This window comes from Arthrobacter sp. NA-172 (assembly GCF_043952055.1).
Taxonomy (GTDB): domain Bacteria; phylum Actinomycetota; class Actinomycetes; order Actinomycetales; family Micrococcaceae; genus Arthrobacter.
This window is the reverse complement of record NZ_JBINOT010000003.1, coordinates 1,255,017-1,275,436: the sequence shown is the minus strand read 5'-3', so window position 1 is coordinate 1,275,436 and position 20,420 is coordinate 1,255,017. Positions and strand designations below refer to the sequence as shown.

20 protein-coding genes and 2 pseudogenes are annotated in these 20,420 nt (G+C 64.0%); 2 read left to right on the top strand and 20 right to left on the bottom strand.

The genetic code is table 11. From position 1 onward, the window contains the following. The first annotated feature begins 45 nt into the window (after nt 1-45). On the top strand, nt 46-660 hold the full coding sequence (locus ACF0H6_RS20135; protein WP_395251198.1) for a class I SAM-dependent methyltransferase: 615 nt from the start codon (nt 46-48) through the stop codon (nt 658-660). Here ACF0H6_RS20135 and dapF read toward each other — a convergent pair. The 7 genes from dapF to ACF0H6_RS20100 all read right to left on the bottom strand — a co-directional run bounded on the left by dapF (nt 641) and on the right by ACF0H6_RS20100 (nt 7,784). Continuing rightward, nucleotides 641-1,609 carry a diaminopimelate epimerase gene (gene dapF, locus ACF0H6_RS20130; protein WP_395251197.1) on the bottom strand — a complete coding sequence of 323 codons (969 nt, stop codon included), beginning with the start codon at nt 1,607-1,609 and terminating at the stop codon, nt 641-643. The genes ACF0H6_RS20135 and dapF overlap by 20 nt on opposite strands. Nucleotides 1,610-1,640: 31 nt before the next feature. Further along, nucleotides 1,641-2,582, bottom strand: coding sequence for a tRNA (adenosine(37)-N6)-dimethylallyltransferase MiaA (miaA, locus tag ACF0H6_RS20125; RefSeq protein ID WP_395251196.1), 942 nt, complete (start codon nt 2,580-2,582; stop codon nt 1,641-1,643). 6 nt (nt 2,583-2,588) lie between these two features. Further along, on the bottom strand, nt 2,589-4,217 hold the full coding sequence (gene miaB, locus ACF0H6_RS20120; RefSeq protein ID WP_395251195.1) for a tRNA (N6-isopentenyl adenosine(37)-C2)-methylthiotransferase MiaB: 1,629 nt from the start codon (nt 4,215-4,217) through the stop codon (nt 2,589-2,591). A gap of 22 nt (nt 4,218-4,239) precedes the next feature. Further along, entirely contained in the window at nt 4,240-5,499 is a 1,260-nt protein-coding gene (locus ACF0H6_RS20115) for a lytic transglycosylase domain-containing protein (RefSeq protein WP_395251194.1), read from the bottom strand. 141 nt (nt 5,500-5,640) lie between these two features. Then, nucleotides 5,641-6,198: a regulatory protein RecX gene (locus ACF0H6_RS20110; RefSeq protein ID WP_395251193.1), complete on the bottom strand. Its 558-nt coding sequence runs from the start codon at nt 6,196-6,198 to the stop codon at nt 5,641-5,643. Nucleotides 6,199-6,244: 46 nt separating this feature from the next. Beyond that, nucleotides 6,245-7,291, bottom strand: coding sequence for a recombinase RecA (gene recA / locus ACF0H6_RS20105; protein ID WP_395251192.1), 1,047 nt, complete (start codon nt 7,289-7,291; stop codon nt 6,245-6,247). A 253-nt stretch (nt 7,292-7,544) separates the two neighbouring features. Then, nucleotides 7,545-7,784 carry a DUF3046 domain-containing protein gene (locus tag ACF0H6_RS20100; RefSeq protein WP_395251191.1) on the bottom strand — a complete coding sequence of 80 codons (240 nt, stop codon included), beginning with the start codon at nt 7,782-7,784 and terminating at the stop codon, nt 7,545-7,547. Between the two features lie 41 nt (nt 7,785-7,825). Here ACF0H6_RS20100 and ACF0H6_RS20095 point away from each other — a divergent pair, with 41 nt between their 5' ends. Beyond that, a complete protein-coding gene (locus ACF0H6_RS20095) occupies nt 7,826-8,323 on the top strand; it encodes a MarR family winged helix-turn-helix transcriptional regulator (RefSeq protein WP_395251190.1) in 498 nt (165 codons plus the stop codon). 129 nt (nt 8,324-8,452) lie between these two features. On the opposite strand, the gene ACF0H6_RS20090 is transcribed toward ACF0H6_RS20095, so the two are convergent. The 13 genes and pseudogenes from ACF0H6_RS20090 to glp all read right to left on the bottom strand — a co-directional run bounded on the left by ACF0H6_RS20090 (nt 8,453) and on the right by glp (nt 20,381). Next, nucleotides 8,453-8,905, bottom strand: coding sequence for a helix-turn-helix domain-containing protein (locus tag ACF0H6_RS20090; protein WP_059387810.1), 453 nt, complete (start codon nt 8,903-8,905; stop codon nt 8,453-8,455). Between the two features lie 131 nt (nt 8,906-9,036). After that, nucleotides 9,037-9,540 (bottom strand): CinA family protein, encoded by a 504-nt coding sequence (locus tag ACF0H6_RS20085; protein ID WP_395251189.1) that lies wholly within the window; start codon nt 9,538-9,540, stop codon nt 9,037-9,039. Further along, on the bottom strand, nt 9,537-10,139 hold the full coding sequence (gene pgsA, locus ACF0H6_RS20080) for a CDP-diacylglycerol--glycerol-3-phosphate 3-phosphatidyltransferase (protein WP_395251188.1): 603 nt from the start codon (nt 10,137-10,139) through the stop codon (nt 9,537-9,539). The genes ACF0H6_RS20085 and pgsA overlap by 4 nt, the downstream gene beginning before the upstream one ends. A 9-nt stretch (nt 10,140-10,148) precedes the next feature. Then, nucleotides 10,149-13,022 carry a DNA translocase FtsK 4TM domain-containing protein gene (locus ACF0H6_RS20075; RefSeq protein ID WP_395251187.1) on the bottom strand — a complete coding sequence of 958 codons (2,874 nt, stop codon included), beginning with the start codon at nt 13,020-13,022 and terminating at the stop codon, nt 10,149-10,151. 73 nt (nt 13,023-13,095) lie between these two features. Further along, nucleotides 13,096-14,788, bottom strand: a pseudogene (locus tag ACF0H6_RS20070) (ribonuclease J). Between the two features lie 27 nt (nt 14,789-14,815). Then, nucleotides 14,816-15,727: a 4-hydroxy-tetrahydrodipicolinate synthase gene (gene dapA / locus ACF0H6_RS20065; protein ID WP_395251186.1), complete on the bottom strand. Its 912-nt coding sequence runs from the start codon at nt 15,725-15,727 to the stop codon at nt 14,816-14,818. Nucleotides 15,728-15,816: 89 nt separating this feature from the next. Beyond that, a complete protein-coding gene (locus ACF0H6_RS20060; protein ID WP_395251185.1) occupies nt 15,817-16,197 on the bottom strand; it encodes a hypothetical protein in 381 nt (126 codons plus the stop codon). Between the two features lie 59 nt (nt 16,198-16,256). Further along, nucleotides 16,257-16,745, bottom strand: coding sequence for a hypothetical protein (locus tag ACF0H6_RS20055; RefSeq protein WP_395251184.1), 489 nt, complete (start codon nt 16,743-16,745; stop codon nt 16,257-16,259). A 4-nt stretch (nt 16,746-16,749) separates the two neighbouring features. Further along, the gene (dapB, locus tag ACF0H6_RS20050; protein WP_395251183.1) at nt 16,750-17,508 is read right to left on the bottom strand and encodes a 4-hydroxy-tetrahydrodipicolinate reductase; all 759 of its coding nucleotides are present in this window, start codon (nt 17,506-17,508) and stop codon (nt 16,750-16,752) included. 131 nt (nt 17,509-17,639) lie between these two features. Continuing rightward, nucleotides 17,640-18,095, bottom strand: coding sequence for a molybdenum cofactor biosynthesis protein MoaE (locus tag ACF0H6_RS20045; protein WP_395251182.1), 456 nt, complete (start codon nt 18,093-18,095; stop codon nt 17,640-17,642). Further along, nucleotides 18,085-18,585 carry a MogA/MoaB family molybdenum cofactor biosynthesis protein gene (locus tag ACF0H6_RS20040; RefSeq protein ID WP_395251181.1) on the bottom strand — a complete coding sequence of 167 codons (501 nt, stop codon included), beginning with the start codon at nt 18,583-18,585 and terminating at the stop codon, nt 18,085-18,087. The genes ACF0H6_RS20045 and ACF0H6_RS20040 overlap by 11 nt, the downstream gene beginning before the upstream one ends. After that, on the bottom strand, nt 18,582-19,160 hold the full coding sequence (gene moaC / locus ACF0H6_RS20035) for a cyclic pyranopterin monophosphate synthase MoaC (RefSeq protein WP_395251180.1): 579 nt from the start codon (nt 19,158-19,160) through the stop codon (nt 18,582-18,584). Before moaC ends, ACF0H6_RS20040 begins: the two co-directional genes overlap by 4 nt. Then, nucleotides 19,148-20,381: pseudogene (glp, locus tag ACF0H6_RS20030) on the bottom strand (gephyrin-like molybdotransferase Glp). The gene moaC and the pseudogene glp overlap by 13 nt, the downstream one beginning before the upstream one ends. Nucleotides 20,382-20,420 lie beyond the last annotated feature (39 nt).

Genomic DNA, 20,420 nt, shown 5'->3' with positions numbered 1-20,420 from the left:
GCTACGGTTTCCCTTGCCCGCTTCTGGCCACTAATCTGGCAAGCTATGGAGTCTGCTCACTATTTCAGCGCACAGCCCGCGGGGCCGTTCACGCGCAAGCCCCTCACGGTGGAACTGGGCGGCGCGACCCGCCGGCTCCAGACCTCTTCCGGCATCTTCAGCCCGGACGGCGTCGACAAAGGAACGTCGATCCTGCTTTCCGACGTTCCGCCGCCGGCCCCGCAGGGAAACTTGCTGGACATCGGCTGTGGCTGGGGTCCCATTGCCTTGACGATGGGGCTCATGGCACCGCACGCCCGCGTCTACGCCGTTGACGTCAACGAACGTTGTGTCACCCTGACCAACGAGAACGCGGCCATGCTGGAGCTGGGTAACGTCACCGCGAGCCTGCCCGACGACGTCGATCCCGGTTTGACGTTTGACACTATCTGGTCCAACCCGCCCATCCGCATCGGCAAGGATGAACTCCACAACCTGCTGCTCAAGTGGATCCCCCGGCTTGCTCCTGGTGGGAACGCATGGCTTGTGGTGCAGAAGAATCTCGGCTCGGACACGCTTCAGCGTTGGCTGGCTGAGACCCTCGACGATTCTTTCTCGGTCTCCCGGGAAAGTACGTCGAAGTCCTTCCGCGTGCTGCGGATCAGGAAAGCGTCCCGCTAGCGACAATGACGGCGGGGCCGCTGAGCTCCACGTGTTCACGGCCGCTTTCTCCAGGGAAGAACCGCACGCCGACGACGCCGCCCGGCACCCTCACACGCCATGTGTCGGGAGCGCCTTCCCCGGCCCAGTGACGGATGGCGACGGCGGCCGCACAGGCCCCGGTGCCGCACGATTGCGTCTCACCGACGCCGCGTTCGTGGACACGCATGGTGATGTTGCCTACGCCTTCGTGAACGAGAGGCTCAGCGGGAACCACGAATTCGACGTTGGTGCCGTTGGCCGGCTTGGGATCGACGACCGGCGCCTTGAAGAGCTGCGTGGACTTGAGCTCTGAAAGTTCCGCCAATGCCACAACCGTGTGCGGGTTGCCCATGCTGACCGAAAGGGCGGGCCGGGCAACGTCGAGTCCGTCGGCGCTGACCAGCGAGTCCATGGCCTTGCTGGTGGCATCCTCGGGGAAAATGAACTCCCAGGGCCCCATGTCCACCGCATAGCCGTCAGCGGTCCGGACAATCTTCTTGATGCCACCGCGCGTCCCGATGGTCAGGGATTCGCCGGCATTGAGCGTGACCAGACCTTGTTCGATGAGGAAATGGACGAAGACACGGACGCCGTTGCCGCACATTTCGGACAACGAGCCGTCGCCGTTCCGGTAGTCCATGAACCACTCGGCGTCGGCATCCGCGTCGAGGAGCTGGAGGCCCTCCGGGAGGAAACGTGAGGGGACAGCGCGGATGAGGCCATCCCCACCAATTCCCAAATGGCGATCGCAAAGCGTTGCGACCTGCTCAGGAGAGATCTGGTGGGCGTCCTCTGGATCCGCGATCAGGACGAAATCATTACCCGTACCGTGGCCCTTGGAGAAGGCCAGCCCGTGGAGGCCGGAAGCGGGTACGGTACCGCCGGCAGCCGCGGGCTGCGGGGCGGGAACTGCAAGGGTTTCATCCATGGGTCAAGGCTACCTGTACTGCGTGTTGCGCCTAAATCACCGACGCCGGACTTCCACAGATTTCCAGTGCCTTCGCCACCAAGTCCGGGTCCTGCCAGTCAATCCAATGGATCCGGGGGTCGGCCCGGAACCACGTGAGTTGGCGGCGGGCGAATTGCCGGGTGGCCACGATGGTTTCCTCGGCGGCGGTAGCCGTGTCGGATTCGCCGTCGAGAACCTTGAGGAACTGGGCATAGCCGAGCGCGCGCGAGGCCGTCTTGCCCTGCCGGAGTCCAGCGGCGTCCAACCGCGTAACCTCAGCAAGGAGTCCGGCGTCGACCATTCCGTGAACCCGCATCGCGAGGCGATCGCGCAGTATCTCGCGATCGACGTCGAGCCCTATCTGGACTGCAGGCTGGAAGTACTCGCGTTTGGGCATGAACGAGCTGAAAGGCCGTCCGGTGAGCTCGAAGACTTCCAGCGCGCGGATAATGCGACGGGCGTCACCGAGCCTGCCGGCCGAGACGGGATCGACGCGTTCCAGGCGTTCCTGGAGGCTTGGAAGACCGTCCGATTCGTGTTCTTGTTCCAGCCGTTGCCTCACGCCTGGATCCGTGCCAGGGAACTCCAGGACATCCAACGCTGCCCGAACGTACAGTCCGGAGCCGCCCACCAGGATCGCACGCTTGCCGCGTGCATGGATCTCGCCGATAGCCAAGCGGCATTCGGCTTGGAAATCGGAGACGCTGGCTTCCTGGGTGACGTCCATGGTGTCCAGCAGGTGGTGGGGTACTCCCCTGCGCTCCGCGGCGCTGATCTTGGCTGTGCCGATGTCCATTCCGCGGTAGAACTGCATGGCATCTGCGTTGATGACCTCACCGTCCAGCGCAAGGGCGACGGCGACGCCGAGATCGGACTTGCCGGACCCGGTTGGACCGACGACGGCGATGACGGGCGGCTTCGGATCGCGCGATCCGGCCCGTGTTGCGGACATGAGGGCCTAACCGCGTCGGATCGGCAAGGAGGGCATGCCGAGGGAAACGGACTTCAGGCCGCCGGACCCGGCGCCAGCCGGCCCCGTGGCCGGAACGCCGCAGGAGTCTGCCTGGGAACGGTCCCACGCATCCCCTGCGCGTGAGCGTCGCAACGTGTAATCCCCCGTCGTGGCAGGGTCCGAGACGAGGTGGAAGGCTGCTGCCTCGGTGATGGTCACGGTGACGAAGTCGCCCGGTCGTGGAGCCTCAGCGCCTTGCGGCACCGAAAAGTGCACCAGCCTTTGGTCCTGGGAGCGGCCGGACAGGCGGTGCGTTTCCTCGGCTTTGCGGCCGGATTGCACCGTGACGAGGATTTCAACACGGCGTCCGAGCTGCTTCGCATTCTCCTCGGCCGCGATCCGGTCCTGAAGGGCCGTGAGCCGCTCGTAGCGTTCCTGGACGATTGCCTTGGGCAGTTGCTCCGGCAGTTCCGCAGCCGGAGTGCCCGGGCGCTTGGAGTACTGGAAGGTGAAGGCCGAGGCGAAGCGCGACTTCTCGACGACGTCGAGCGTGGCTTGGAAGTCCTCTTCCGTCTCGCCGGGGAAGCCCACGATGATATCGGTGGTGATCGCGGCGTGGGGAATCTTGTCACGGACCTTGTCCAGGATCCCCAGGAACTTGGTGGAGCGGTAGGAGCGGCGCATGTCCTTGAGCACCTTGTCCGAGCCGGACTGGAGGGGCATGTGCAATTGCGGCATGACGTTGGGGGTCTCGGCCATCGCGTCGATGACGTCGTCGGTGAAGGCCGCGGGGTGCGGACTCGTGAAGCGGACGCGCTCAAGGCCCTCAATGTCACCGCAGGCGCGCAGTAGCTTGGAGAACGCCAGGCGGTCCCCGAATTCCACGCCGTAAGAGTTTACGTTCTGACCAAGCAGGGTGACCTCAACTGCGCCGTCGTCCACCAACGCCTGGATTTCGGCCAGGATCTCGCCGGGACGCCGGTCCTTCTCCTTGCCACGAAGTGAGGGCACGATGCAGAAGGTACACGTGTTGTTGCAGCCCACAGAGATGGAAACCCACCCCGAGTACACGGAGTCGCGCTTCGTGGGCAGAGTGGACGGGAAGACGTCCAACGATTCCAGGATTTCCAGCTGGGCCTCGTTGTTGTGCCGCGCCCTGTCAAGCAATGCCGGCAGTGCGCCGACGTTGTGGGTGCCGAATACTGCGTCTACCCACGGAGCTTTTCGCACGATGGTTTCGCGGTCTTTCTGAGCCAGGCACCCGCCCACGGCAATCTGCATGCCCGGATTGGCGGCCTTGACCTGCTTGAGCTCCCCCAGGTTGCCGTAAAGCTTGTTGTCAGCGTTCTCACGGACCGCGCAGGTGTTGAAAACCACCACGTCGGCCACTCCGCCTTGGACCGGCACGTATCCGGCATCTTCCAAAAGCCCGGCCATGCGCTCAGAATCATGGACATTCATCTGGCAACCGAACGTGCGTACCTGATAGGTACGGTGCGTCCCAAGGTCAGGTACTACGCCGTCGGGAACCGCCGGGGCGGGGGCGGACGTGGGCTGCTGAAGGGAGGCTGGTGCTGGTGCTGGTGCTGGTGCTGGTGCTGGTACTTGTGCTGGTGCAGCGGAAGGGGAACTCACCAATCAAGAGTAGCCCCTCGGGCTAGTACCAATTGAAGCCGATCTCGTGCTGCCACGCGTTACACGGCGAACCGTAGCGGTCGCGGATATAGCCCAGCCCCCATTCGATCTGGGTCCGGTAGTTGCTGAGCCAGTCGCTGCCGGCCGAATAGTACTTGTCTGCCGGCAGCGCCTGAGCAATACCGTAGGCCAGACTGCTCGGATTCGTGGCATCTGTCATCCAGCTTGATTCCTGGTTCCACAGCTGGGACAGGCACTGCATCTGGTCCTGGCCCCAACCGTAGGCGCCGAGCCGGGAGGAGGCATATTGCCGGGCTCCAGCCGGGTCGTTGACGACGTTACCTCCGCCGCCACCGCCGTATCCTCCGCCGCCGCCTCCGCCGCCTCCGGCACTGACCGGTCCGCTGCTGATCGGCGCCGGGGCTACCTGCTGCTGAGCGGCCTGCTGGGCTCGCCTGGTGGCGGCCGCCGCAGCGTCCGCCTCCGCCTGGCGTTGCGCTGCCTCGCGTTTGGCTTCCTGGGCAGCCTGATAGGCGGCAAGCGCCACTTGGCCTTCTTGGTACTTCTGCGCGACTGCGGCAGAAGTGGATGTCAAGGACGCCAACTGGGCGACCATGGTCTTTCGCTGGCCGTCCGTAGCGGCAACGCTGTCTTCTGCAGCACGCCTGGCGGAATCGGCGGCCTGTGCTTTCGCCGCGGCGTCACTGTCCAACTGCGCCAGGACATCGCGGGCGGCCTGTTCCTGGGCAGTTGCAGCTGCGGATGCCTGCGACGCGCTCAAGGCGTCCGCATGCAGCTTCGCCGTACGGTCCAAAACCCGGTTCAGCAAGGCATAACTCTGGATATTGTCAGGCGCGATCGCGGCATTCGCGACAGACCAAGGACCGGGATCAAAGCCGCCTGACTCGTATGCCTTGACCACGAGCGAGGACGTGGCCTTTTTGAGGGAATCCGCCTTGGCCTTCGCTTGTTGCGAAGCATCGGCCAATTTCTGGGTCACACCCTCCTGGTGCACCAATGCGTCGTGCGCCTTGGTGTATTCAGTTCCGGCTTTGATGGCGGCCGCGCCAAGCTCACCGGACTTCTGTTGGAGGCCTACCAACAGCTGGTTGATACGGTCCACTTCGCCACTCGCGGCCGCTTCATTGCCTTGGGCCTGCTGCACCTCTGCCCAACTGGGATAGCCCGACGGCGGCCCAGTGTCGTCCGCGGTTGCCGGGCTTGCTTGGAGGAGCGACGCGGCAAGCAAAGGCACAATGATTGCCGAAAGTCGCCACGACATCGGTTTCATTGATTCTGACCTGCTTCCCGACTCGGAACACTAGTCCAGAACCCTAGCCGAAGGTTTCCGAAGGATACACACCCCCTCGCCGCGCGAGCCGATACTCACAGGGAGCTCTCAGCTTCACCGGCGCGACGCTGCCTAGTCGAAATCGTCCGGTTCCACGGCAATGCCCTCCCGGCCACTGCGGGATCCCGACTCCGCCAGCGCCTCGTCCAGGACCTCGCCAACAATCCGGAAAGCGCCTGATGGCTGGTAGCCCTTGCGGGCGAGCATGGACGCGAGGCGACGGGTCTGTTTGTCCCGTTCAGCCCTATCGGAAAGGTCTACGCCTGCCCTCAAACGGCGCGCCACCAAGTCCCTGGCCGCCTGCTGTTCGTCTTCATCGCTCAGTTGTGCCAAGGCTTCCTCCGCCGTCTCGGCGTCGATGCCCTTGTCCGCCAACTCGCGACGCAAGGCACCCTTGGCCAGCTTCCTCGACTGAGCCCGGCTGCGAACCCACATCTCCGCGAAGTCTGCGTCATCAATCAGCCGGACTTCCTCGAAACGGTCCAAGACGGCCCCGGCGACTTCCTCCGGCACGTTCCGCTCAGCGAGTTTGCGTTCCAGCTGGAACCTGCTCTTGGGAGAGTTCGTCAATTGACGGAGCACAATGGCCCTTGCCACCGATTCTGGATTTGCCTCGGAATCGGCGGCCACTGACGCATCCGCAGACGGGCCCCAGGACCGGGAGCGGCCTTGGCGCTTAGCCGTCAACGGCCTTCAGCTTCGGAGAGGTCTCGGCTTCGGCGGGCTTGACTCCGACACCAAGCTTCTCCTTGATGAGCCGCTCGAGATCTGCTGCCAGCTCCGGGTTGTCCCGCAGGAAGCGGCGGGAGTTCTCCATGCCCTGCCCCAGCTGGTCGCCGTCATAGGTGAACCATGATCCGGACTTCTTGATGATGCCGTGCTCGACGCCCATGTCGATAATGCCGCCCTCACGGGAAATGCCCTGGCCGTAGATGATGTCGAACTCAGCGATCTTGAAGGGCGGAGCCATTTTGTTCTTGACGATCTTGGCCTTGGTGCGGTTACCCACCGAATCCGCACCTTCCTTCAGCGTCTGGATGCGGCGGACGTCGATGCGGATGGAAGCGTAGAACTTCAGGGCCTTACCACCGGTGGTGGTCTCGGGGGAACCGAAGAAAACGCCGATCTTCTCACGGAGCTGGTTGATGAAGATAGCGGTGGTCTTCGTCTGGCTCAGCCGGCCGGTGATCTTACGCAGGGCCTGGCTCATGAGGCGGGCCTGAAGGCCGACATGGGAGTCGCCCATTTCGCCTTCGATTTCAGCGCGGGGAACCAAGGCCGCGACGGAGTCGATCACGACGACATCCAAGGATCCGGAACCGATCAGCATGTCCATGATCTCCAAGGCCTGCTCACCGGTATCCGGCTGCGAAACCAGCAGCGCGTCGGTATCGACGCCCAGTTTCGCCGCATACTCGGGATCGAGGGCGTGCTCGGCGTCGATGAAGGCAGCGATGCCGCCCTGGCGCTGGGCGTTGGCCACAGCATGAAGGGCGACGGTGGTCTTACCTGAGGATTCCGGGCCGTAGATTTCCACGATGCGGCCGCGGGGCAGGCCGCCAATGCCAAGGGCGACGTCCAAGGCGATGGATCCAGTGGGAATGACCTCGATGGGCGCACGGATGTCGTCACCCAAACGCATGATGGAGCCCTTGCCGAATTGCTTGTCGATCTGGGCAAGCGCTGCCTCGAGCGCCTTCTCACGATCCTGATTTGCCGCCATGGCTCACACCTCTGATGCTTTCTCGCTGTGGACTGGCCTGAACGGCCGCTTTCCTGTCCTACCCGACGCTAATACGAGCCGCTGACAATATTGCGTGCGACTTCGCCTATGTGGATAACCACGGACTTCGAATGAAACGGAAACCGGTCCGTCAGGATCAATTTTCCTCTGAAAGGAGCATAGCCTCATCCGAACAGATATTCGAACAATTGGCAGGCGTGTCCCCCGGAAACCGAACCCCGGCAACGGGAACTTAGTAGCTCGCGGTGCCTCTGTCCGACGGCTTGATGTCCCTGCCCAGCCGTCGCTCCGGGGGAACGTCCTGGACCTCGCACAAAGCAAGCCAGACTTCGCGGGGGCTGTAGCCCGCAGTCAAAGCGTCGTTTGCCGTACGTCCTCCGACGCCGGCCAATACAAGGGAGCTACTGAGGACCCGGGAGTAGCCAGCTCCGAATTCGTCGTCCATCAGTCGCCAGAAGTCGCTAATCCGCACCAATAGAGTCTCTCACGGGAGCGGACTCTAGAATGGTTGTCATGAGCAACACTTCCGATGACGCACCGGACATTGTAGAGGCAGGCGACAGCGTCGACGCCGCACTCCAGCAGGTGGAACACCAGCTGAGCATGTTCTGGCGACGCGCAAGATCGCTGTCCCACCAGCTATCGCGTCAGGTCCACCCCGACATGGAACCGGCCGCTTACGGACTCTTGTCGATCATCCGTAAAGAAGGCCCCATCCGCCTGACGGACCTCGCTTCGTGCATCGGCGTCGGAAAGCCGTCGGTGAGCCGCCAGATCGCGTTCCTTGAGAGCATCGGCATGGTTTACAAGGAGGCCGATCCCCAGGATGGCCGTGCACAGTCAATCCGGCTGACCCCTAAAGGCGAAGAGAAGATGCACCAGGTCCAGGACGCGCGCCGGCAAGTGTTCCGGGAGCGCCTGGGTGAGTGGCCCCTCGAGGAAATCCAGACCCTGGCGGACTACATCGAGCGGCTCAACACTGCTTACGGTGAAGGAATCGTCAAGGACTAAGGAAGTCGCCAAGACGCACAAAAAGAGGGCCCCCATTGAGGCCCTCTTTTTGTGCTTCAAATATTCGGCAGCATCCACCGAAGGACAGGGTTCACCGGAGGCCAGCGTTCACCTGAGGACAGGTTCCGTCTAGCGGGCTCCCGAAAGCATGCCCTGGGTGAAGTCGTCGTTCAGTTCGGCGCTCAGCTCGCGGTCCAGATCGCGGCCATAGCGCTGGGCGAATTCCTGCGGGACGGTGTCCGGAACAGCGACGCCCTCGGCGACGGCAACCCGGTCACTGACTTCGCGCAGCATGCCTGACAGCGGGACATCCAGGGCTGAGCAGATCGAGGACAGCAGCTCTGAGGATGCTTCCTTCTGGCCGCGCTCAACTTCGCTCAGGTAGCCAAGGGAAACGCGGGCGCTGTGCGAGACTTCGCGGAGTGTACGGCCCTGACGCTGGCGGACATCGCGCAGAACATCACCGATTTCGTGACGCAGTACAACCATTTTGCGCTCCTTCTGTTCGCTCGGTGCCTTCTCGGCCAAGCCCACATCCTTCCAGCGGACAACGCCGTTAATGGATACGGGCTGCTTAACCATCTGTATCGCCTTGCTCCCTCGTGAGTCCGGTTCACCGCTGAGGTGCGCCGGTTGTTTCTTCATCCTAGGCGCCTCGGCTCTTCCGAGGCGACACAATGTAACAACTATTGGGCCGGTGTTTTTGTTCCCGGCTACTTTACGTGTGGTAAGTCCGATCCGACAAGGCACTCAAGCAAGCGCTCCAGGGCGGCCGCGGTTGCCTGGGCACGGATGCCTGGCCTGTCACCCTCGAAGGAGTAGCTGTACGCGGCACTTCCGCTCGCTGTGGCGACGCCGATAAAAACGGTGCCCACGGGCTTGCCGTCGTGCGGCAAAGGCCCGGCAACTCCTGTGGTGGACACCCCGAGGTCTGCTCCGCAAGCGAGCCTGGCGCCGTCGGCCATGGCCGCCGCCACCTGCGCGTCAACGGATCCGACGGCGGAAAGCAGCTCCGGGGGCACCCCGAGGACGCCTTCCTTCACCGAATTCTGGTACGCGACCACTCCGCCTTGGAGCATCCCCGACGCACCGGGAGTGTCGGCGAGGGTGGCAGCAACCAGACCGGCTGTCAAAGATTCCGCTGTAGCCACCGTAAGGCGCTGATCGATGGCGAGTTCGACGGCGGACGCCGCCGCCTCGCTGGCAGAACGGCTCACGCTTTCCTTCCTGCGGCGCGGAGCTTGATGGCTTCGATCACGTACTCGACGCCGGTCCACACGGTGATGGCCAGGGCGACGATCATCACCCAGAAGGCAACGCTACTGAGCCACGGCGCCAAGGAATCCAAGGGGAGGATGTAGAGAAAAATGGCGACCGTTTGGATGACGGTCTTGAGCTTGCCACCCCGCGAAGCCGGCATGACTCCATAGCGGATGACGAAGAAGCGCAAAGCGGTAATGCCCCATTCGCGCACCAGGATGAGGATGGTGATCCACCAGGGCAGCTCCCCCAGCGCTGACAGGAGCACGAGCGCCGATCCGATGAGCAGCTTGTCGGCAATGGGGTCCGCGATCTTGCCGAAGTTGGTAACGAGGTTGCGGCTGCGGGCGATGTCGCCGTCGAGCTTGTCCGTATAGATGGCCACGGCGAACGCGACTACGGCGGCCCAGCGCCAGATGCCATGCTGGCTGTTGTCCTCCAGAAGGAACCACACGAAGAACGGGACCAGGACAATTCGGAGCATCGTCAGGATGTTGGGCAGATTCCAGATATCGGAGCTGCTGGAACTGGCTTTGCGGCCCTCGGAGGTAGTCACCCTTCTAGGCTACCGTCCGGTCAGTGACCAGGCGTCTTCGCCGCCTTCGTCCTCGTCATCGATGCCATCTGCTCCGTCGTGGTACTCCGTGACCTGCTTGCGACGTTCGAGATCGGCCGCCACGAGGTCCTCGGCATAGCCGCCGACGGCGATGTTCGCGTTCGCGTTGTCGCTCAGGGCCGCTGTGTGCGCATCGGGGCTGGCAGGCGCCTCCTGGCCCTTCATGGCCGCCAGCACGGGGGCGAGGTCGTCCGGCTTGACCAGGACGTCGCGCGCTTTGGAGCCCTCGGACGGACCCACCACACCGCGCGATTCAAGCAGGTCCATGAGCCGGCCGGCCTTGGCGAAGCCGACCCGAAGCTTGCGCTGCAACATCGACGTCGAGCCGAACTGCGTGGTGACCACGAGCTCGGTGGCCTGCAGCAGGACCTCGAGATCGTCTCCGATGTCGTCGTCGATCTGCTTCTTCTGGGCCTCGGGAGCAACGTCTTCGCGGTACACGGCCTTGAGCTGGCCTTTGACGTGCTCTACTACCCGGTGGATTTCGGACTCCGTGACCCAGGCTCCCTGCACACGCATGGCCTTGGAGGCGCCCATGGGCAGGAACAGGGCGTCACCCTGACCGATGAGTTTCTCGGCGCCGGGCTGATCCAGGACGACGCGCGAGTCCGTCACGGATGAGGTGGCAAAAGCCATGCGGGAAGGCACGTTGGCCTTGATCAGGCCTGTCACGACATCCACGGAAGGACGCTGGGTGGCAAGGACCAAGTGAATGCCGGCCGCGCGGGCAAGCTGGGTGATGCGGACAATGGAGTCTTCGACGTCGCGCGGAGCAACCATCATGAGGTCGGCGAGCTCGTCCACGATCACCAGCAAATAGGGATACGGCTTGATGACGCGCTTGGAGTCCGGCGGGGGAACCACCTTGCCGGCGCGGACGGCCTTGTTGAAATCGTCGATGTGCTTGAAGCCGTAGTTTGCGAGGTCGTCATAGCGTGCATCCATCTCACGGACTACCCACTGAAGCGCTTCCGCGGCCTTCTTGGGGTTGGTGATGATGGGCGTAATCAGGTGCGGAACGCCCTCGTAGGCGGTGAGTTCCACACGCTTGGGGTCGACCATGACCATGCGGACTTCGTCCGGAGTGGCACGCATGAGGATGGACGTAATCATGGAGTTCACGAACGACGACTTACCGGCACCCGTGGCACCTGCCACGAGCAAGTGCGGCATCTTGGCGAGGTTCGCGACGACGTAGCCGCCCTCGACGTCCTTGCCGACGCCCATCACCATGGGATGGTCTGTCCGCCGCGCGTTCTGGCTGCGCAGGACATCGCCAAGGGACACCGTCTCGCGGTCCGTGTTGGGAATCTCGATGCCGATGGCGGACTTGCCCGGGATGGGACTGAGGATGCGGACATCGCTCGATGCCACGGCATAGGAGATGTTCTTGGACAACGCCGTGACGCGCTCCACCTTGGTGCCGGGAGCGAGTTCAATTTCGTAGCGGGTCACGGTGGGGCCGCGGCTGAAGCCGGTGACGGTGGCGTCCACGTTGAACTGCTGCATCGTGTCCGTCAGGGCGGCCACGACGGCGTCGTTCGCTTCCGTGCGCTCCTTCGGAATGGAACCTGGCGTCAGGTTGTCCGAGGACGGCAGCGTGTAGGTGACGTCGCCGGCGAGCGAAAGCTGTTCGGTACGTTGCGGGATGGGCGTGGGGGGCGGTGGCGGGCCGACCGGCGTCGAGGGCACGCTGATGGCCGGGGCTGCCGGCGAAAGGGCTGCGGTCGCCGCTACAAGGGGGATCGCTTCGGTGGCGTTGTCCTGACCCGGCTGCGCTTTTCCCAGTCCTTGGGCTGCTTTGATCTTCTCGACGGCGATTTCGGCCTGGGTAGGCCTGCGGACCCCGGGCGGGACCGACGGGCCGCCGGCGGCAGCCTCGTCGTCGTCGACGATTGCGTGCTCGAACGCTTCGTCGCCCACATAGCCCTCAAGCCCGGCGTCGTCGTCGCGGTCCTTGCCGAAGAGGCGCTTGCGGCGTTTCTTCTTCGGCGCCGCGGGCGCCCCGTTTTCGTAGAGGTAGCTTCGGTCATGCGGGTCGTTGTGCTGCCCGTCGGCATCCGCAAGGTCAGTTCCCATGAGATGTTCATACGCGCCCCGGATCCGCCGGGGAATCGCACCGAAGGGCGTTGCAGTGACGATGAGGACGGAAACGAAAGCCAGCGCGCCGTAGACCAGGACCGGAACTGCGGGGTGGATGGCGGCCAGCGGCGACGCCGCGAGGAATCCGAGCATCCCGCCCGCGCGGCGAAGGCCTTCGAAGCCGTCGGCGACAGTCGGCTGTCCTCCGATGATGTGGGCCAAGCCCGTGCCCGCGAACGCCATGATCAGGAAGCCGATCCCTACCCGGTTGTTCCCGCGGCTATCCCACGGCTGCCGGAAGAGCCTGAACGCACACACGAAGAGCATGAGCGGCAGAAGCAGGGAAATCCAGCCGAAGGTCCCGTTCACGATGCTGTCGACGAAGTCCGGGAACCAGCCTTTGAAGCCCCACCAGGCGAAGGTCGCGATAAAGACACCGAGAGCCAGGCTGAAAAGCGCTGCGCCGTCCCTGCGGTCCGCGGGATCGAGGTCACTGACGTCCTGGCCTATGCGGCGAACACCCGCGCCCATCACATGGCCGATTCCCAGCCAAACGCCGGCAAGCGCCCGCAGGATCCATGGTTGCTGGGGTTCGACGACGGCGGCCTGCCTGCCGCGGGCCGTGGCTGTGCCGCTCCTCCCGGTCTTCGCCGGGGTCCGGCCGCTGCCCGAGCCTGAACCTGCCCTGGCGGGTTTGTTGTTGGAGCTGCCTCTAGGCGCGGAGGTAGTACGAGTCGCCATAAGCGCCACGCTACCCCACCTTGTCCGGAATCCCGCGGATTTCAGGGGCAGCGTGGCACATGTCCTCTAGGAGCTATGCCTCCAAGACCAACGGAATGATCATGGGGCGCCGGCGAAGCTTGCGGTTGACCCAGGTGCCGATCACGCGACGGACCACTTGCTGGAGCTGGTGGTTGGTGTGGTCCGAGTGGTGGAGCACGGCGTCTTCAAGGGCCGCGTTGATCTTCGGGATGATCTCATCGAACACGGAGTCATCCTCGGCCACACCGCGGGCGTGGATCTCCGGCCCGGAGACGATCTTGCCCGTGGTCCGGTTGATGACGGTGATGACGGAGATGAAGCCCTCGTCACCAAGGATCCTGCGGTCCTTGAGGTCGGCGTCGGTGATTTCACCGACGCTGGAACCGTCCACGTAGACGAAGCCCACTTCCACCTGACCCACCACCTTGGCCTTGTGGTCCCTGACGTCAATGACTGTGCCGTTGTCGCTGAGGATGACGCGGTCCGAAGGCACACCGGAGTCCTCCGCCAGCTTGCCGTTGGCGATGAGGTGCCGGGTTTCGCCGTGCACGGGCATGGCGTTCCGCGGCTTGAGGATGTTGTAGCAGTAAAGCAGTTCACCGGCGGCGGCGTGGCCGGAGACGTGCACCTTGGCGTTGCCCTTGTGGACGACGTCGGCGCCGAGTTTGAGCAGGCCGTTGATGATCCGGTAGACAGCGTTCTCGTTGCCCGGGATAAGGCTGGAGGCCAGGATCACGGTATCGCCCTGGCCCACCACCACGCGGTGGTCTCCGTTCGCCAGTCCTGGAGAGGGCGGCCATGGGCTCACCTTGCGAACCGGTGGACATCAGGACCACCTTGTGGTCCGGCATGTTGTCGATGTTTTTGATGTCGACGAGGATTCCCGGCGGAACGTCCAGGTATCCCAGCTTCGCCGCGATGGCCATGTTGCGGACCATTGAGCGGCCCACAAAGGCGACATTGCGCCCGTGCTTGGCCGCGGCGTCGAGGACCTGCTGTACCCGGTGCACATGCGAGGAGAAGGACGCAACGATGATGCGCTTCTTGGCCTGGCCAAACAACCGGTCCAGCGTGGGTCCGATTTCCTTTTCCGCCGTGGTGAAGCCAGGGACATCCGCGTTGGTGGAGTCTGCCATGAACAGGTCCACTCCTTCTTCGCCAAGACGGGCGAAGTGGCGGAGGTCCGTGATGCGGCCGTCCAGGGGCAACTGGTCCATCTTGAAGTCGCCCGTGTGCAGCACGTTGCCGCCGGCGGTCCGGATGAAGACTGCCAAAGCGTCCGGGATGGAGTGGTTGACGGCCACGAATTCGCATTCGAACGGGCCGAATTGCTCCACTTGGCCTTCGGTCACCGTGAGCGTGTACGGCTTGATCCGGTGTTCCTGAAGCTTGGCCTCAATGAGGGCAAGCGTCAGCTGGGAACCGACCAATGGCAGGTCGGGGCGCAGGCGCAGAAGGTACGGCACAGCGCCGATGTGGTCTTCGTGGCCGTGCGTCAGGACGATGGCGACGACGTCGTCCAGCCTGTCCTCGATGTACGAGAAATCGGGCAGGATGAGGTCGACTCCCGGCTGGGTCTCTTCAGGGAAGAGCACGCCGCAGTCAACTACCAGCAGTTTGCCATTGATTTCGAAAACGGCCATGTTGCGGCCGATCTCCCCCAGCCCGCCAAGGGGCACAATCCGGAGCGTTCCCTGCGGAAGTTTGGGCGGGGTGACAAGTCCGGGAAGGGCGGTTTGGGTCATAATGCGCTACTTTCCGGCGGAATCCTTCTAGACAGTGAAGTCCATTCCAGCTTCCGCCAAGTCCTCGCGGATGATTGCGATCTCGGCGGTGTCCGGCTCCACGAGGGGCAAACGGACAACCGAGTTGGGCAGGACTCCCTGCCATTTAAGAATTTGTTTGGCCGCAACGGCGCCTTGGACCCGGGTCATGGTTGCGCGGATCACGGGTTCCAGCTCGAAGTTGATCTTGCGCGCGGTGCCGAAGTCGTTCGCGGCGATGGCGTCAACGAGTTCGCGGAATCGGCGGGTGGCGACGTGCGTGGTGACGCCAATAAGGCCCACCGCGCCCATGGCCATCCATTGGAGGGTCAGTCCATCATCTCCGGAGTAGAAAAGGAGATCAGTCTCGGCCATGACCCGGGTGGCTGCGGCAAAATCGGCTTTGGCATCCTTCACCGCAACGATGTTGGGGTGGGCGGCAAGACCGATCATGGTCTCCGGTGTGATCTGGATGGAGGAGCGTCCCGGGATGTCATACAGCATGACCGGCAGTTCGGTGGCAGACGCAATGGCCTCGAAGTGGGCGCGGACGCCGGCCTGGCTTGGCTTGTTGTAATACGGAGTGACGATCAGGAGACCGTCCACGCCGAGCTTCTCCGCTTCCTGGGAGAGGTGCACCGAGTGGGCGGTGTCATTGGTTCCGGTTCCCGCGATGATTGCTGCGCGATCTCCTACCGCTTCCTTGACGGCGCGGAACATGCCGAGGTTTTCCGCATCGGTGAGCGTGGATGTCTCTCCGGTTGTTCCGGTGACAACAAGGCCGTCGCAGCCGTCGTCGACCAGCTTGACCGCCAATTCCGCCGCCTGCTTGTAGTCAACTTCGCCGTCCTTGGTGAACGGGGTGACCATAGCGGTCAGAAGGGTACCGAGAGCAGGAACAATCGCAGAAGAGTCAGACATATGAAAAACGTTACCCTGTCAGCTGCGGGATAGGAGAATGGAGCCCGCGTGATTGTCGTCAAATTCAGCGAAACGGGAGCAAAGCTGAGTCACCCAGCCATCCTGGACCGGCGCTTCCGGTCCTCTGGTGTCTCTGGCATCCCTGGCGTCTCCGCCGCGCAATATTGGGCGACAGCCGATTCCCGCAAGCGGTCCGCCCACGCCCCCAGCCGCTGGGCCGCCCGCACGTAGTGGAACAGCTCGACGGGAGTCAATGACTCAAGGTCCGCTTCCGCGAGCCGCCTGGCCAGTTCAGCCCCAGGCGGTTGTTCGCCCAGAACGGTTCCTTCGCGCTGCCACTGCACATCTTCAGGCGGCTCCCCCGCAACGAGTTGCCGGAAGAGGAAATCGACGACGCCCGGACTCATGGCCTTCATGGGTCCATCCAGGCCGTGGGGGTAGGCATCCGGCCGCTTCGAAGGATCGTTCATGGAGCCATCGTATTCGAACATATATTCGAATACAAGATGTTTCCCTCGCGGGACCGTTGCTACTGCTCCGCTGCGGTGGGTGCGGCGCGAAAGAGGCGCACGGCGTCGCGCATGGATTCCCTGGCTCGCTTGCGGTCGCCTGCGGCATCATAGGCGCAACTGAGCCGGAACCAGGAGCGCCAGTCCCCGGGTGCGGCCTCGGCCTCTTCGCGGTACTTCTCGAACTCCGCGTCCGCGGCAGCTCGGACGATCCGCCCGCCGGGGGTACGCGGCAAGTTGTCCACGGGCAGTCCGCCTTCGGCTTCGAGCACCTTGGCCATCTTCTCTGTGCGGGCACCAAACAGCAGCTCGCGGACCAGGGCCCACGCTCCGATGATGGGGAGCACCAAATACGCCGCACCGATTCCCTTGGCTATCAGGTTGGAGTCCCCCAAGAGCAGGATGGAGCGCTCAAAGGTCACCACCAAGTAGAGAACCAACAGCAACGTGACAGCCCCCACCCAGATCTTGGTGCGGTTCTCCTTGAATCGGTTCCAGAGCGATCCCATGCGCTTACAGCCCCAAATCCAGGTAGCCGTCCAAGCCGACTGTCAGCCCGGGGTGGGCCGCGACCTCGCGCAGGCCCAACAGCACACCGGGCATGAAGGAGGCCCGGTCGAAGGAATCATGGCGGATGGTCAGCTGCTCCCCCGGGCCACCGAGGAGCACTTCCTGATGTGCCACGAGCCCGCGCAAGCGGACGCTGTGGACGCGGATACCGTCAACATCGCAACCGCGCGCGCCGTCGAGGGCGGTTTCCGTGGCGTCCGGGCTGGCCGGAACCCCGGCTTCTTGACGGGCAGCGGCGACGAGCTGGGCTGTCCGGACGGCCGTGCCCGAAGGCGCGTCCACCTTGTTCGGGTGGTGGAGTTCGACGATTTCGACCGATTCGAAATACTTGGAAGCTTTGGCTGCGAAAGCGGAAGCGAGGACGGAACCAAGGGCAAAGTTCGGTGCGATCAGGACACCGGACTCCGGGTTCACCGCCAGTAGCTCGCGCAAGGAAGCGAGCCGGGCAGAGTCCCAGCCGGTGGTGCCGACAACAGCGTGCATGCCGTGCTCGACGGCGAAACGGACGTTCGCTTCCGTACTATCCGGAACGGTCAGGTCCACTACATACTTGGCACCGGCGTCGAGCAGGGCATCAAGTGATTCTCCGCGGCCCAGCCCAGCGACGAGCTTCATGTCGGCGGCTGCCTCCACCGCCTTGACGGCTTCGCTTCCCATGCGCCCGTTGGCGCCTAGCACGGCAACAGCAAGTTGTTCGATCATGTCCCCAACCCTACCGGGCGGCGCGGGACGGGATTGTGCTGCCCCCAACGTGGGGTCGCCGGAAGGGTGCCGGCTCGCCCGAACGCTCCGGCGAACCGGCACCCTTCCGGCGATTTCGACGGGAACGATCCCTACTCCCCTGCACCGACCCACTCAACCGTGCCGTCGCTGAAGAATTGTTCCTTCCAGATAGGCACCTGCGCTTTGATCCGGTCAACCAGTTCAGCGCAGACGGCGAAGGCCTGGCCACGGTGGGCAGCGGCAACTGCGCAGACGAGCGCCGGTTCGCCGACCTCGAGCATGCCGATCCGGTGGGCCGCCCAAATTCGAACGGGCCGGGAAGCCTCCCCCGAGTGTTCCGCCACGAGCTGCGCGACGACGTCGGCCATGATCTGGTGCGCAGTGGGGTGGGCGCTGTAACTGAGCCTGTCCACGGGTTTGCCGCCGTCGTGGTTGCGGACCACCCCGCTGAAGCTCACCACGGCTCCCGCAGTCTCCGATTCCACCGCCATTATGGCTTGATCCACGGAAATCGGCTCGGCGCTGAGGATGGCACTCACCACTTCGAAGTCGGTTTCAGTGGCCATGGTTCCCCTCCAACTGATCACAAAGGTGGGCGATCACGGGATCCAGCACGGCAAGACCGTCCATGACACCTTTGGGTGAACCCGGGAGGTTCACGATGAACGTCTTGCCGGCAGTGCCTGCGTGGCCCCGGCTGAGCATGGCCATGGGTGTCTTGGCGGCTCCGGCGCGGCGGATGCCTTCCATGAGGCCGGGTATTTCGCGGTCCAAGAGGGGCAGCGTGACCTCCGGCGTGCGGTCGTCAGGGTTCAGGCCCGTCCCTCCGCTGGTAATCACGACGGCGGGTTCCTGGGTCAGAAGCGCGCGGATTGCCGCACCGACAGGCTCTCCATCGGGCACCACCATGACCGGGAAGGTTTCGTAGCCGTGTTCAACCAGCCAGTCCAGGATCACGGGACCGCTCTTGTCCTCGTAGATTCCGGCCGCCGCTCGCGTGGAAGCGACGACGACGCCAGCCTTCCGCGTGCCGCGATGTGATTCGACGCCGCTCATGCCTTGCCCCCTTCGCTGAGTGAACCCGTGGCAGGGCTGAGTGCCCAGTCGCCGCTCTTTCCGCCGCTCTTGGCCACGACGTGAATGCCGCTGATCACGGCGTGCTTGTCCACGGCCTTGATCATGTCGTAGACGCTCAAGGCTGCCACCGAGGCAGCAGTCAGGGCCTCCATCTCCACGCCCGTGACGCCTTTGGTCTTGACGGTCGCAAGCACTTCTACCGTGTCCGGGCCGAGCTCGAAGTCCACCGTGACCTTGGAAATCGGCAGCGGGTGGCACAACGGGATGAGATCGGGGGTCTTCTTGGCTGCCATGATGCCGGCAACACGTGCCACGGCCAGCGCGTCGCCCTTGGGAAGCTCACCGGCACCGAGCAGCGCAAGCACTTCGGCCGTGCTATGGACGGTGGCGGTGGCCGTGGCCTCGCGCGTGGTCACGGCCTTTTCGGAGACATCAACCATCTGGGCGGTACCATCTTGGCGCAAATGCGTCAGGCCGCCGGTACCGTCCTGCCGCAAAGGGGTGAGGCCGCCAACACTTCCGGAGGGGTCTGTAGTGTCATTCACAACATCCATACTTCCACTTCCGCCCCGGCATCGAGTTCCGTGACGGCAGCGGGGACCTGGACCAGCGCATTCGAGTTGGCGAGCGCATGGATGAGATGGGAGCCGGCACCGCCCTCGAGCCTGACCGTTCCACCGGGAAGCACGGTGCCGCGGCGGAGCCTGGTGCTTCCCGGCGGGCGAGGTCAGGGACTCCGTGAGGCGCGCCTGCAGGACCGGGCGCAAAGCCGGGCTTCCCAGGACGACGGCGAGCGCCGGGCGGAGGAACATCTCGAAGGACACGAGGCAACTCACGGGGTTGCCCGGAAACCCCAGGAAAGGAACGCCGCCGATCGTTCCGATTCCTTGCGGCCCGCCGGGCTGCATGGCCACGGACACGAACTCGACCGCGTGGCCTTCCATGGCCTGCCGGACCACTTCATAGGCCCCTTTGCTGACTCCACCGGTGGTGACGATGAGATCCGCTGTCCCATCGGCAGTGCCAGCGCGGCCGCCCAGGAGGGCAAGCAATTCGGAAGGATCGTCGCCGCTGATACCCGTGCGCGTGACACGAAGGCCGGATTGCACCATAGCGGCTTCGAGCAACGTCCCGTTGGAATCGTAGATCTTGCCTTCCGGTAGGGACGTACCGGGTTCCACCACTTCATCGCCCGTAGTCACGAGGAGCACATGCAGGGGGGTGCGGACCTCGACGGCGGTCATCCCGAGGGCCGCGAGTAGCCCCAATTGCCCCGGACCCAGGGCAGTTCCGGCGCGCAGGGCAACCGTCCCCGCGGTGATGTCGCTGCCGGCGTCGCGGACAAAAGTTCCCGGCTTGGTTTCCGGAAGGGTGACGGTTGCTGCCACTCCGGGCGCGGGGAACACCTCCGGTACAGCCAGTTCAATCGGCACGACGGCGTCCGCGCCCTCTGGCATCATTGCTCCGGTCATGATGGGGGCAGCCGTGCCAGGCAGGAGCTGGGCCGGTGCCGAGCCGGCTGGGACTGGATCCACCACGATCAGCTCCGTACCGGCGTCGTTCCCTGCTTTGCGCACGAGGTCTGCCGAACGGACGGCAAAGCCGTCCATCTGGGAGTTGGCGAACGGCGGCAGGCTGAGGGGAGCCGGGACGTCGACGGCGAGTACCCGGCCGAGCGCGGCCATCAACGGCAACTCCTCGGTTCTCCCCTGGCGTGCAAAGCCAGACAACAGCTCCTGGACGGCTTGGCGGTGGGCTGCGACTGATCTGGCCAAGGTATTCCTCCCGGAATGATTTCGTTCGGACCAACACAG